This window comes from Yokenella regensburgei ATCC 49455 (genome assembly GCF_000735455.1).
Lineage (GTDB): Bacteria > Pseudomonadota > Gammaproteobacteria > Enterobacterales > Enterobacteriaceae > Yokenella > Yokenella regensburgei.
This window is the reverse complement of the sequence record NZ_JMPS01000008.1, coordinates 1-12,162: the sequence shown is the minus strand read 5'-3', so window position 1 is coordinate 12,162 and position 12,162 is coordinate 1. Positions and strand designations below refer to the sequence as shown.

Below are 12,162 nucleotides of genomic sequence, written 5' to 3'. Positions count from 1 at the left end.
TAATGAAAATACTGAATATCGCCGTCGGGATCATTCGCAATTCGCAGGGCGAGATCTTTATCACCCAGCGCGCAGCTGATGCTCATATGGCGAATAAGCTTGAGTTTCCGGGCGGCAAGATTGAAGAGAGTGAGACCCCGGAACAGGCGATGGTGCGCGAACTGCAGGAAGAAGTCGGTATTACTGCCCATAGCGCGACGTTGTTCGACAAACTGGAATACCAGTTCCCAGACAGACACGTCACGCTGTGGTTCTGGCTGGTCGAAAGCTGGGAAGGGGAACCGTGGGGCAAAGAGGGCCAGCCGGGGCGCTGGATTGCGCAGAAGGATCTGTTGGCAGACGCATTTCCGCCTGCCAACGAACCGGTGATCGCGAAGCTTATCGCTGAAGCTTAAAGCGGCTCTTCGCTCCAGTCATCGCTATCAGAAAGATCCCCGTTGCTGGGGATCCTTTTCTCTTCTGCAGCCCATTCGCCTAAATCTATGAGCTGGCAGCGTTTACAACAGAAGGGGCGGAACACGCTCTGTTCATTCCAGATAACCACTTTCCCGCAGGTCGGGCAATTCACCGTTGTCTCTTCAGACATGTTCACTCCTTAACAACAAGCCAGTTCAAAATCCAGACGTTCAGGCACAATACCGTTTTCGCTATCGAGTGGCATAAAACGGATGGCAAAGCGGCTCTTATGGCCGGAGATTTGCGGATAAAGCTGTTCATCCAGCGCCAGCTGTAAACGCAGGAGATCGGCATCGTCACCGTTGTCCTGGAAGAAACCATTAAGGCTGGTTTGTTTACGGAACGGCGCGGAGTTACGAATTAAATCAAGGATCAGGACCAGGGCCTGATTAAGCGGATAGAGGCTGTCGATCCACTCCTGAATTTGGGCGTCACGCTGATCCTGAGGCGCATGTAACCAGATATGCAGGGTCGGCAAATCAAAACTGCAGCAGCCGCCCGGAATACTCAGGCGCTGGCGCACCAGGCCAATCAGGCGATCTTCACGCAGTACCTGCCCAATGCGTGGTGCAGACATCAGGATGCTGCCGCTGCTTTTCAACTGCTGGCGCAGTGAGTCAATGCGGCTCTGATCTACGCCCGGGACCTCCATCCACGCCTGCAGTTTACGCTGTTGACGCTCCAGTTCTTTGAGCAGCTCGGTGCGCACTTCGCCGCGCTCGAACACATCCATTAAGTCGCCGATATTGCGGAAGAAATGCAGGGCGCTGGCATGATCGCTGATGGGCAATCGGGCGCTGAGCTGCTGGATTAAAAATTCAATACGCAGCCAGGTACGCATTTTTTCGTTAAGCGGGTGCTCAAAAAGGATGTGGGTGTGCATTACGATTTTTCCTGTGAAACAGCCTGCGCGGCAAACTGCAAATACTGCGCGTGCAGGCGAGCAACATCCGATACGATAGCATCTGGTGCGCCGTTGTTATCAATAATGTCGTCCGCGGCGGCAAGTCGCGCTTCACGCGTCGCCTGGGCGGCAAGAATATGCTCCGCATGCTCTCGCGACACGTTGTCGCGTTGCATGGTGCGGAAAATTTGTGTTTCGCGGGGAACATCGACCACGAGAACACGATCTGCCTGGGCAAATAGCTGATTTTCAACAAACAGTGGAACCACCCAGAGGACATAAGGCGAGGTGGCCTCGCGCATCTGGCGGTGGGTCTCCTGCTGGATGAGCGGATGCAGGAGCGCATTGAGCCAGGCTTTATCTTCAGGGTGTGCAAAAACTCGCTCGCGTAACGAACGTCGGTTCAGGTCGCCTTCCGTGGTCAGCATCTGTGGGCCAAAATGTGCGGCAATGGCATTTAGAGCCGGTGTTCCGGTCTCAACAACTTTGCGCGCGATCACATCTGCATCAATGACGTTAACCCCAAGGCGAGAAAATGCCTCTGCAACGGTGCTTTTGCCACTCCCGATGCCGCCGGTCAACGCTACCGTAAACTTCATAAGGCTCGTTCCTGGATTTTAATAGACGAGATAAATCAATCGGTTGAAAAGAGAACAACCAACATGCCTGGTGCTGAGTGTTAACTTCACCTTTCACCAGGTAAATTTATAGGATTGTAGCGTAAAAAAAGTGAAAATCGCAGTCTTGCGAAGCCCTGATTACTGCGTATGATAACGTCACTGGAGTTGTGCTTTGAACTTATTTTCCACATACCCCAGGAATCCGCACATGCGTATTGAAGAAGATCTGAAGTTAGGCTTTAAAGACGTCCTTATCCGCCCTAAGCGCTCTACCCTCAAAAGCCGTTCCGAAGTAGAACTGGAACGCGAATTCACCTTTAAGCATTCCGGTCATACCTGGTCTGGTGTTCCAATCATCGCAGCCAACATGGACTCTGTTGGTACCTTTGAAATGGCGACCGCACTGGCGGCTTTTGATATTCTTACCGCTGTGCATAAGCACTACACCATCGAAAACTGGCAGGCATTCGTGCAGGGCGCTTCTGCTGACGTGCTGAAACACGTCATGGTGTCGACCGGTACTTCTGATGCCGATTTCGAAAAAACCAAACAGATCCTGATTCAAAACCCACAGCTGAATTTTGTGTGCATCGACGTGGCGAACGGCTACTCCGAGCACTTTGTTCAGTTTGTTGCAAAAGCACGTGCGGCCTGGCCGGATAAAACCATTATTGCCGGTAACGTGGTAACGGGTGAGATGTGTGAAGAACTGATCCTCTCCGGTGCTGACATCGTGAAAGTAGGCATTGGCCCGGGTTCCGTTTGTACTACCCGTGTGAAAACCGGTGTGGGTTATCCGCAGCTTTCCGCCGTGATTGAGTGCGCGGATGCGGCACACGGTCTGGGCGGCATGATTGTCAGCGACGGTGGTTGTACTATGCCGGGCGACGTGGCGAAAGCCTTTGGCGGCGGCGCAGATTTTGTGATGCTGGGCGGTATGCTGGCAGGGCACGAAGAGAGCGGTGGTAAAGTTGTCGAAGAAAACGGTGAGAAATTCATGCTGTTCTACGGCATGAGCTCTGAATCTGCCATGAACCGTCACGTCGGTGGTGTTGCGGGCTACCGTGCCGCAGAAGGTAAGACCGTGAAGCTGCCGCTGCGTGGCCCGGTAGAGAATACCGCACGCGACATTCTTGGCGGCCTGCGTTCTGCATGTACCTATGTTGGTGCATCGCGCCTGAAAGAGCTGACCAAGCGTACGACCTTTATCCGCGTGCAGGAACAAGAGAACCGCGTGTTCAACAGCCTGTAAGCGAATTCGCTGGCGCATCTCCTGCGCCAGCGTCATCCTCCCATCCCCCCGATAGCATCCCCCAGATGGAAGACCGGTAAATACATGGCGACGACCAGCGTGCCGATGATAATGCCTGTCACCAGCAGCATCAGTGGCTCCAGTAGCGTGGCCAGCTCATCTGCCAATTGTTCAGTCTGCACCTGATAGTGCTGCGCAAGATTATTAAGCATGCGGTCCAGCGCACCTGAAGCTTCGCCGGTTCTGATGAGCTGCAGGCTCAACGATGGAAACACCGGGTGTTTTGCCAGCGCCTGCCAGATGGCGCTACCCTGTGAGACCTCCTCATGAACCTGATGAATCACTTTCTGCCACCAGCGATTTTGTAATGTGACTTCTACGCTCCCGAGCCCCTGTAAGAAGGCGATACCTGCATTCTGCGTAAGTGAGAGAACGGTAAAAATCTGGCTTAGCGTTTGTCCGAGAACTAACGGGCCTGCTAACGGAAGGCGGAGTAACAGTGCCTGGCGATAGAGCTGCCAGCCGGGATGGCGATGGAAACGTTTTGCGACCAACGCACCAGACAATAAAACGGCAAGAAGCGGTATCAAACTGTCGTGGAACAGGGCTGCCGCTGCGATTACACCCCGCGTCAGCGCAGGAAGCGGGGTATTGAACGTCTGATAGATAGCCGTGAACTCTGGCAGTACAAATCCGAGCATCGCAACCACCACTATTAGGGTAACGCTCAACACAATCAGCGGATAACGCAGCGCCTTTTTTACTTTCAGGTTTAGCCGGTGCTGGCTTTCCTGCTGGCGGGCTAAGTGCTGGCAGCAGAGTTCGAGTTCTCCGGTGAGCTCACCGGTGCGGATCATCGCGATAAAAAGAGGAGGGAAGGCTTCGGGCCATGCCTCCAGGGCAACAGAAAAAGCGATGCCCTGCTGTAATTCGCGTGCTAACTGGTACAACAGGGCCTGCCACTGCGCGCTCGGGTGCTGTGCTGCCAACAGCTCGAGGCCATCGGATAGCGTCAGCCCCGCCTGAAGTAGCGTTGCCAGCTGTCCCACCATTTCGCCGCTGCGTTGTGGGTGCCAGTGCGATGAGTGAACGCGACAGCGGCGGATCCTGAGCGCTGAAATATGCCTCTCTTCCAGCGTGTTGACGACAGCCACACGGTGAGGACTCCACAGGGTTCCGCTGATATATTCACCCTGCGGCGTCAGGCCGCGCCAGTGCCATAGAGGTTTACTGGACATTCGGTATCCCCAGCACCCGGACTATCTCCTCCCAACTGGTCAGCCCTTTTTCTACCGCATCGCAGCCGCTTTCAAACAGCGTTGTCATCCCCGCCTGACGTGCCAGGTGTTCTATTTCACGAGCACTCATAGCGGTGGTGATGCCGTGGCGAATATCGTTGCCAATCGGGAGTAATTCAAACAGTGCGACTCGCCCGTAATAGCCGTGGTAGCAGCGTTTGCAGCCAGTAGCCTGCCGATGGGCCAGGGGGCGTGGCCACAGCGAGAGCGGAAGAACAATGTCCTCGCTGGCACTCTGCTGGCAGTGGGGACAAAGTTTTCGTACCAGACGCTGCGCGACCACCAGTAACAGAGCGGAAGACACCATCCAGCTCGCTACCCCCATTTGTTGCAGGCGGGTCAGGGTTTCGCTGGTGGAGTTGGTGTGCAGGGTCGACAGCACCAGATGCCCGGTTTGCGCCGCCTTGATGGCAATTTCGGCTGTTTCGGTATCACGGATTTCCCCTACCATCACAATATCCGGATCCTGGCGCAGCAGGGCGCGCAGGATGCTTTGAAAGGTGAGACCAGCACGTGGGTTAACCTGCGTCTGGTTGATGCCCGCCAGGGGAATTTCAACCGGATCCTCCACGCTGCAAAGGTTAACCTCGGGGGTATTTCGCCGTTGCAGGGCGCGGTACAGGGTGACCGTTTTACCACTACCGGTCGGGCCGGTAACCAGAATTAGCCCCTGGGGCTGGAGCAGCGCGTGAGTGAACTGAGCAAGCTGCAACGGCGACATGCCGGCGGCGCTCAGCTCCAGCGCCTGTTCCTGACGGTGAAGTAAGCGCAGAACCACTTTTTCTCCATGACGACACGGGAGTGTGGCGATGCGAAACGACACTGGCTCATTGGCGATCGTGATGGTGAACTGTCCATCCTGGGGTAAGCGCCGTTCGGCAATATCCAGATTACCCAGCACCTTGAGCCGGGCGGTGAGAGTAGGAGCGAGCGATGCGCCGACCAGAGGCTGCGTGTGAAGCACGCCGTCCACCCGTAGACGAATGCGCAGACACTGCTCGTCGGGCTCAATATGAATATCGGAGGCTCGCTGGGCCAACGCCTGTTCAAACATGCGATTGAGCAATGCGACGGCATTTTCCTGCTCGTCTGCGATGGCAGGAAGATGAGAGTGGGCCTCCACTCTCAGGTGCTGCTCCATGCGGGCGGCCTCCCAGCATTCGATATCAACACGTTTCTGGGTGGCAAAGCGTAGCGCTTCCAGTAGTTCAGGCGAGGGGGTCCCCACCACCGCAATGCACAGCATCGCCTCGTTGCTGTGCAACAGCAGGGCCTGATGGCGTTTGCATAGTACATCAAGCTGTTCGAGTTTCATTGCGTTGCCTCCTGCGTGCCATCAAAGCGGAAAACGTCTTCGCAGGCTTGTTGCAGTGCACCATCGTTTTGTACGTTGCAGACGCGCTGCCAACCGGTAATACCGTTGGCGTTGTCCCACCGTGGGGTCATGACGACGGTTAACCCGTTGAGGCTTTCCTGCCCGGTCATCGTCACCGTCCCCTGTGAGACGCTCATTGCTGAGACGTAGCGGGTCGTTGAGGGGGAGGGAATACCGTTGCTGCTGGCGCTGCATCCTGAGGTGCCGCCGTGGTCGAGGGCGCACAGCTCAATCGCGGTGCGGTAAGGCATGAAGGTTTGCAACATATCGGTTAGTGCCGCCTTGCGCAGGTAATTCTGGTAAGCCGGAATGCCAATGGCGCTCAGAATCGCAATGATGCCAATCACCACCATGAGTTCTATCAGGGTAAATCCATACTGTTTGTTCATTTGTGACTCCTTGAATGACGGGAGCACAGTGGCAGAGCAAACCAGGAGCGGCGAGGAGAGAAAGTTAGTTTGTGAAGGCTGTTTCAGGGGATTTTTTGCAGTTGCACGGAGCGTGCAGAGAAAGTGGAAGAGGGCGCGTAATTCGCCCCCTTCGTCAGTGTTACTTAAAGCGCATCGACAGATCCATCGCGCGAATGTGCTTGGTGAGCGCGCCGACGGAGATAAAATCGACCCCGGTCTCGGCAAACTCGCGAATGGTGTCGAAGGTGACGTTGCCAGAGACCTCCAGCTGCGCTTGTCCGTTAGTCATGGCAACGGCCTGGCGCATCAATGCGGTGGTGAAGTTGTCGAGCATGATAATGTCCGCACCCGCTTTTAGCGCCTCGCTAAGCTCATCGAGGGTTTCAACTTCCACTTCTACCGGTACATCCGGATGCAGCCAGAACGCTTTTTCCACCGCCTGACGAACCGATCCCGAGGCGATAATGTGGTTCTCTTTAATCAGGAAAGCGTCAGATAAGCCCAGACGGTGGTTGGTCCCGCCACCGCACAGGACGGCGTATTTCAAAGCGGTGCGAAGCCCTGGCAGGGTTTTACGCGTATCGAGCAATTGAGTACGCGTTCCTTCCAGCAGGGTGACATAGCGGCGAACTTCGCTGGCCACTCCGGAGAGCGTCTGAACAAAGTTTAGCGCGGTACGTTCACCCGTCAGCAGAACCCGCGACGGGCCCTCCAGTTCGAACAGCGGCTGGTTGGTTTTGACGGTATCGCCATCGGCAACGTGCCACGTAATCTGCACATCACTGCCCGCCAGTTGCAGAAACACCTCTTCTACCCAGCGTTTACCACAGAAGATACCGTCTTCACGAGTGATAATGACGGCATGGGAATGGGAGGACTCTGGCAATAATTGAGCCGTAATATCGTTGTTGGCATCAACGTCTCCACCTAAGTCTTCACGCAGCGCATGCGCGACAACGTTGGGAATATCGAGGTTGATGCGTTCAAGCAGCGCGTCACGTCGGTGGTCGGGGTTGTAGCGGCGAGGCGGCATGATAAAACTCCAAAATGGTCATCAATCATAAGATTGAAACATGCTACTCTGAAGCCGTTATCAGTACCATAGATTAGGAGAGCCCGCATGCAGTTAAACGGGGGATGGCTGGAAGGCGCACGTCGCGTGCCCTCGCCGCACCATGATTGCCGTCCGGATGATGAAGTTCCTTCGTTGCTGGTGGTACACAACATTAGCCTGCCGCCCGGTGAATTTGGCGGTCCGTGGATCGACGCGTTATTTACCGGGACAATCGATCCTACAGCGCACCCCTATTTTGCCGGGATCGCGCACCTGCGGGTTTCTGCCCATTGTCTGATTCGCCGTGATGGCGAAATTGTGCAATATGTCCCCTTCGATAAGCGAGCATGGCACGCTGGGGTTTCGTGCTATCAGGGGCGGGAAAAGTGTAATGATTTTTCGATAGGTATTGAGCTTGAGGGAACGGACATCGAGCCCTACACCGACGCTCAGTATCGACAGCTGGCAGCGGTCACGCAGCTGTTAATGCAGGTTTATCCGGCGATGAGCAACCACATCACCGGCCATAGTGATATTGCGCCAGGTCGCAAAACGGATCCCGGTTCTTCATTTGACTGGAAAAAGTTTCGTGCGCTGGTCACCCCTTCGTCAGATAAGGAGATGACATGACGCTGTTTACGACGCTGCTGGTGCTGATTGCCGAGCGCTTATTTAAGCTGGGTGAACACTGGCAGTTGGATCACCGGCTGGAAGTGCTGTTCCGACGCATTAAGCGCTGGTCTATGATCGGCACATTGCTGATGACCATTGTGGCGATGGCGGTAGTGTTCCTCATCCAGCGGGCGCTGGGTGGATTACTGTTTAACGTTCCGCTGTTGGTGTTCTGGATCCTGATCGGGCTTTTGTGTATCGGCGCGGGCAAAGTGCGTATGCATTATCATGCCTATCTGAAAGCGGCTTCGCACGGCGACAACCACGCGCGTGACTCCATGGCCAGCGAATTGACCCTTATCCACGGTGTACCGCCAGGCTGCGATGAGCGTGAGTATTTGCGCGAGTTGCAAAATGCGCTGCTGTGGATCAACTACCGTTTTTATCTCGCGCCGCTGTTCTGGTTTGTGGTGGGCGGGCCGCTTGGCCCGGTAACCCTGGTGGGCTATGCGTTTCTCCGCGCCTGGCAGACGTGGCTTGCTCGCTATCAGACGCCTCATCACCGTTTACAGTCAGGTATTGATGCAATTTTGCACGTGCTGGACTGGCTGCCAGTACGTCTGGTTGGCGTAGTCTACGCTCTGCTGGGGCACGGGGAGAAGGCGCTCCCCGCGTGGTTTGCTTCGCTCGGAGACAGGCACACGCCGCAGTACCAGGTATTAACGCAGCTTGCCCAATTTTCGCTGGCGCGTGAGCCTCATATCGATAAAGTCGAAACACCAAAAGCAGCAGTGTCGCTGGCTAAGAAAACCTCGTATGTGACGGTGGTTATCATGGCATTACTGACGATTTATGGGACGTTAGTGTAAGCGTATCCGCAGGCGGGGTGCCAAAATCAGGCATCCCGTTTTCATTCCAGCGAATCAGCTTCAGCCGCGTGTGGCGGTTCGGGTCATACAGCGGATCGCCCTCAATCTCGGTGTAATTGCGCGCGTGATACACCAGCACATCCTCCCCCTCTTCCGTTTGCGTAAAGCTGTTGTGCCCGGGCCCGTACTGGCGGTTTTCATAACTTGTTGTGAAAACCGGTTGGGGAGATTTGTGCCAGTTTGCCGCCTGCAGCGGGTCATCCTCGAGGTTAATCCACAGTAGCCCCATGCAGTAATTTTCATCGGTGGCGCTGGCGGAATAGCTGACAAATAAACGCGTTCCGTGAGTGATAACCGCCGGGCCTTCATTCACCAGAAACCCCCGGCATTCCCAGTCAAATTCTGGCCGGCTCAGCATCACCGGCTCGCCTTTAATCGACCACGGGTTTTCCAGTTCTGCCAGATAAAGATTCGAGTTTCCGGCGATGTCTGGTGCCTTCTGTGCCCACAGATACCAGTGTTTACCCTGATGACTAAAGGTCGTCGCATCAAGGGCAAAAGTATCAAACGGTGTTTTTACCTGCCCGCGTTCCACCCAACGGCCGGTCAGCGGATCCGGGTTGTCACAGGTGAGGGCGAACATGCGGTGCTGGAACATGCCAAGCGTATCAAGCGTTTGCGTTGCGGCTGCGGCAAACCAGATAACCCAGGTGCCATCGATGTTGTGCAACTCCGGTGCCCAGATAAGCTCGCTCATCGGCCCCTGTTCGGGTTTACGCCACACCACCACTGGCATAGCGTCACGCAGCCCTGCAAGCGTTGTGGCGCGGCGGATCTCCAGCCTGTCATATTCAGGTACTGAGGCGATGAAGTAGTACTCTCCTCCGTGCCGCAGAATGAAAGGGTCCGCGCGCTGTTCAATAAATGGATTTGGCCATTGATTCATTATGCTTTCCTTTCCTGTTCAGCTATTTTCTGTTCCTGATAGTCGCTCAGCTCGCGGTAGTTAGTGCGGCGCTTTTCCAGATCGGACTGAATCTGCAGCATAAACCCACGATCGACCTTCAGCAGGCGAACGACCCCGGCGGTAATGAGATAGCCAGCGCCCGGAATCACCGAAAACAGCATCACGATCCCGTTGATCGCGGCGGCGCTTTGCTGCTTTGCCCCGGCGTCATAGCCATACCACGAGAGCAGAAATCCGACCATCGCTCCGGCGACCGCCAGACCGACCTTCAGGAAGAACAGGTTGCCTGAGAAGCTGATGCCGGTGATGCGCTTACCGGTTTTCCATTCACCATAGTCGTCGACATCGGCCATCAGCGACCAGTGCAGCGGGGAAGGGATCTGATGCAGGATGTTGAGCAGGAAATAGAGCACCAGAATCATCACGGTGGCGTGCGGGTCGAAGAAGTAAAACGCGCAGGAGAAAATAGCCAGCGCGATATTGGTCCAGAAAAAGACCTGCAGTTTGCACCAGCGATCCGTTAATACCTTCGCCAGCATACTGCCAATCATCATGCCGACTACGCCCAGGCTGATAAACAGGGTGGCGAAATGGGTGCTCTGCTGCATCACCCAGGTGACGTAATACATGGTCGCAGCCATGCGAATAAAGCCCGGGCAGACGTTGCACAGCGTCAGCAGCAGAATGCGCACCCACTGGTCATTCTTCCACACGTCTTTGAGATCTTGCTTTAGTTCATCGTTAGTTTGTACCGCCGGGCGGATACGCTCACGAACGGTCGCAAAGCAGAACAGAAACATACACATGCCGATAAACGCCAGCACGGTCATGGCCATCTGGTAACCCCTGGCTTTATCACCGCCACCGAACCAGTCGACCATTGGCAACAGAGTGAGCGATAGCAGCAGGGTAGCAATGCCCACCAGGACAAAACGATAAGACTGACAGGCGACGCGCTCTTTCGGGTCGTTGGTGATGACGCTTCCCAGCGAGCAGTACGGGATGTTGATTGCCGTGTAGGTGATAGAGAGCAGGAAATAGGTGACGAACGCATAGATAACTTTGCTGTTATAGCTCCACTCCGGCGTGGTGAACATCAGTACGCTGAAGAGGGCGTAGGGGAAGGCAATCCACAAAAGCCATGGACGAAACCGACCATACTTGCTGCGCGTGCGGTCGGCGAGTGCCCCCATGATAGGGTCAGTAACGGCATCTATAACGCGAACCGATAATAGAAGGACGCCGACCAGCGCCGGGGCAAGACCAAAGATGTCGGTATAAAAGTAGTTAACAAACAACATAATGGCGCCAAAGATGATGTTACATCCCGCATCACCCATGCCGTAGCCGATCTTTTCTCTGACTGACAGTGCGTTGTTGCTCATGGAAAGCGCTCCCCGATGTGATATGGAGAGAATTATTGGTCTTCGGTTCGCCAAATGCGTTGCAGTATAGGGGCGACGATATGGATGAAATGGCTATCAGCAGGAAAGTGTGAGGGAGATAACAGGACGCTGCGCCCGGGATGGGCGCAGCGTTAAGGAAGTGCTTAGTGGGCTTTCACCGCGCTGGCGCTTTTTTGTTTACATACGTAGCCGACACCGAGAATGGCAATCCATACCGGGATCAGGTAAACGGAAATCGCCATGCCTGGGGTGATTAGCATGATGACCAGCACCGCCGCCATGAACAACAGGCACAGCCAGTTACCGAGCGGGTAGAACAGAGCAGGGAAGCGCGGAGTCACGCCTTCCTGCGCCTTCGCGCGGCGGAACTTCATGTGTGCAAGGCTAATCATCGCCCAGTTGATGACCAGGGCTGAAACCACCAGAGCCATCAGCAGACCGAACGCTGACTCGGGGGCAAAGTAGTTAATCAATACGCAAAGTGCGGTGAACAGCGCGGAGGTCAGGATGGTATTGACCGGCACGCCGCGCTTGTCGACTTTCGCCAGTGCTTTTGGTGCGTTGCCCTGTTTTGCCAGACCGAACAGCATACGGCTGTTGCAGTATACGCAGCTGTTGTATACCGACAGCGCTGCTGTCAGTACTACGATGTTCAGTGCGTTAGCCACGAAGGTATCGCCAAGCTCATGGAAGATAAGTACGAACGGGCTGGTATCCGCGGTGACGCGGGTCCACGGCAGCAGTGACAGCAGCACCGCCAGAGAACCGATATAGAAAATCAGGATACGGTAGATAACCTGGTTGGTGGCTTTCGGAATGCTCTGCTCCGGGTTATCCGCTTCAGCGGCGGTGATACCCACCAGCTCAAGCCCGCCGAAAGAGAACATGATGATAGCCATCATCATGACAAGCCCGGTAAAGCCGTGCGGCAGGAAACCG

14 protein-coding genes are annotated in these 12,162 nt (G+C 55.2%); 4 read left to right on the top strand and 10 right to left on the bottom strand.

Annotated features, from left to right (window positions below):
* Positions 1 to 2 precede the first annotated feature (2 nt).
* Positions 3 to 395 (top strand): 8-oxo-dGTP diphosphatase MutT, encoded by a 393-nt coding sequence (gene mutT / locus GYRE_RS00540; protein WP_006817150.1) that lies wholly within the window; start codon positions 3 to 5, stop codon positions 393 to 395.
* Here the strand turns inward: mutT and yacG are convergent.
* The 3 genes from yacG to coaE are packed head-to-tail and all read right to left on the bottom strand — an operon-like array spanning position 392 to position 1,959.
* Positions 392 to 586, bottom strand: a complete 195-nt coding sequence (gene yacG, locus GYRE_RS00535; RefSeq protein ID WP_038252137.1) for a DNA gyrase inhibitor YacG — start codon at positions 584 to 586, stop codon at positions 392 to 394. The two genes, mutT and yacG, sit on opposite strands and share 4 nt — an antisense overlap.
* A gap of 9 nt (positions 587 to 595) precedes the next feature.
* Positions 596 to 1,339, bottom strand: coding sequence for a cell division protein ZapD (zapD, locus tag GYRE_RS00530; RefSeq protein WP_006817152.1), 744 nt, complete (start codon positions 1,337 to 1,339; stop codon positions 596 to 598).
* Entirely contained in the window at positions 1,339 to 1,959 is a 621-nt protein-coding gene (coaE, locus tag GYRE_RS00525) for a dephospho-CoA kinase (RefSeq protein ID WP_006817153.1), read from the bottom strand. Before coaE ends, zapD begins: the two co-directional genes overlap by 1 nt.
* Before the next feature lie 229 nt (positions 1,960 to 2,188).
* On the opposite strand from coaE, the gene GYRE_RS00520 reads away from it, so the two are divergent.
* Entirely contained in the window at positions 2,189 to 3,232 is a 1,044-nt protein-coding gene (locus GYRE_RS00520) for a GMP reductase (RefSeq protein ID WP_038252136.1), read from the top strand.
* Positions 3,233 to 3,264: 32 nt separating this feature from the next.
* Here GYRE_RS00520 and hofC read toward each other — a convergent pair whose 3' ends face one another.
* The 4 genes from hofC to nadC form a co-directional block, all read right to left on the bottom strand.
* The gene (gene hofC, locus GYRE_RS00515; protein WP_038252134.1) at positions 3,265 to 4,470 is read right to left on the bottom strand and encodes a protein transport protein HofC; all 1,206 of its coding nucleotides are present in this window, start codon (positions 4,468 to 4,470) and stop codon (positions 3,265 to 3,267) included.
* Positions 4,460 to 5,845 carry a type II secretion system protein GspE gene (gene gspE / locus GYRE_RS00510; protein ID WP_038252133.1) on the bottom strand — a complete coding sequence of 462 codons (1,386 nt, stop codon included), beginning with the start codon at positions 5,843 to 5,845 and terminating at the stop codon, positions 4,460 to 4,462. The genes hofC and gspE overlap by 11 nt, the downstream gene beginning before the upstream one ends.
* Entirely contained in the window at positions 5,842 to 6,294 is a 453-nt protein-coding gene (ppdD, locus tag GYRE_RS00505) for a prepilin peptidase-dependent pilin (RefSeq protein WP_038252132.1), read from the bottom strand. Before ppdD ends, gspE begins: the two co-directional genes overlap by 4 nt.
* 160 nt (positions 6,295 to 6,454) lie before the next feature.
* Positions 6,455 to 7,348: a carboxylating nicotinate-nucleotide diphosphorylase gene (gene nadC, locus GYRE_RS00500; protein ID WP_006817158.1), complete on the bottom strand. Its 894-nt coding sequence runs from the start codon at positions 7,346 to 7,348 to the stop codon at positions 6,455 to 6,457.
* A gap of 87 nt (positions 7,349 to 7,435) precedes the next feature.
* On the opposite strand from nadC, the gene ampD reads away from it, so the two are divergent.
* Both ampD and ampE read left to right on the top strand, forming a co-directional pair.
* Positions 7,436 to 7,999: a 1,6-anhydro-N-acetylmuramyl-L-alanine amidase AmpD gene (ampD, locus tag GYRE_RS00495; protein ID WP_038252131.1), complete on the top strand. Its 564-nt coding sequence runs from the start codon at positions 7,436 to 7,438 to the stop codon at positions 7,997 to 7,999.
* Entirely contained in the window at positions 7,996 to 8,850 is an 855-nt protein-coding gene (ampE, locus tag GYRE_RS00490) for a beta-lactamase regulator AmpE (RefSeq protein WP_006817160.1), read from the top strand. The genes ampD and ampE overlap by 4 nt, the downstream gene beginning before the upstream one ends.
* Here ampE and GYRE_RS00485 read toward each other — a convergent pair.
* The 3 genes from GYRE_RS00485 to GYRE_RS00475 all read right to left on the bottom strand — a co-directional run.
* Positions 8,813 to 9,796: a glycoside hydrolase family 43 protein gene (locus tag GYRE_RS00485; RefSeq protein WP_038252130.1), complete on the bottom strand. Its 984-nt coding sequence runs from the start codon at positions 9,794 to 9,796 to the stop codon at positions 8,813 to 8,815. The two genes, ampE and GYRE_RS00485, sit on opposite strands and share 38 nt — an antisense overlap.
* Positions 9,796 to 11,202, bottom strand: coding sequence for a glycoside-pentoside-hexuronide (GPH):cation symporter (locus tag GYRE_RS00480; RefSeq protein ID WP_006817162.1), 1,407 nt, complete (start codon positions 11,200 to 11,202; stop codon positions 9,796 to 9,798). The genes GYRE_RS00485 and GYRE_RS00480 overlap by 1 nt, the downstream gene beginning before the upstream one ends.
* Positions 11,203 to 11,366: 164 nt before the next feature.
* Positions 11,367 to 12,162 (bottom strand): amino acid permease (locus tag GYRE_RS00475; protein WP_038252129.1); only part of this gene is annotated, 796 nt, incomplete at its 5' end.

Coding starts and splice junctions, on each gene's coding strand:
- nadC (WP_006817158.1), bottom strand. CDS start 7,348: ATGCCGCCTCGCCGCTACAACCCCGACCACCGACGTGACGCGCTGCTT.
- yacG (WP_038252137.1), bottom strand. CDS start 586: ATGTCTGAAGAGACAACGGTGAATTGCCCGACCTGCGGGAAAGTGGTT.
- gspE (WP_038252133.1), bottom strand. CDS start 5,845: ATGAAACTCGAACAGCTTGATGTACTATGCAAACGCCATCAGGCCCTG.
- ampD (WP_038252131.1), top strand. CDS start 7,436: ATGCAGTTAAACGGGGGATGGCTGGAAGGCGCACGTCGCGTGCCCTCG.
- coaE (WP_006817153.1), bottom strand. CDS start 1,959: ATGAAGTTTACGGTAGCGTTGACCGGCGGCATCGGGAGTGGCAAAAGC.
- GYRE_RS00480 (WP_006817162.1), bottom strand. CDS start 11,202: ATGAGCAACAACGCACTGTCAGTCAGAGAAAAGATCGGCTACGGCATG.
- GYRE_RS00520 (WP_038252136.1), top strand. CDS start 2,189: ATGCGTATTGAAGAAGATCTGAAGTTAGGCTTTAAAGACGTCCTTATC.
- mutT (WP_006817150.1), top strand. CDS start 3: ATGAAAATACTGAATATCGCCGTCGGGATCATTCGCAATTCGCAGGGC.
- GYRE_RS00485 (WP_038252130.1), bottom strand. CDS start 9,796: ATGAATCAATGGCCAAATCCATTTATTGAACAGCGCGCGGACCCTTTC.
- ppdD (WP_038252132.1), bottom strand. CDS start 6,294: ATGAACAAACAGTATGGATTTACCCTGATAGAACTCATGGTGGTGATT.
- zapD (WP_006817152.1), bottom strand. CDS start 1,339: ATGCACACCCACATCCTTTTTGAGCACCCGCTTAACGAAAAAATGCGT.
- ampE (WP_006817160.1), top strand. CDS start 7,996: ATGACGCTGTTTACGACGCTGCTGGTGCTGATTGCCGAGCGCTTATTT.
- hofC (WP_038252134.1), bottom strand. CDS start 4,470: ATGTCCAGTAAACCTCTATGGCACTGGCGCGGCCTGACGCCGCAGGGT.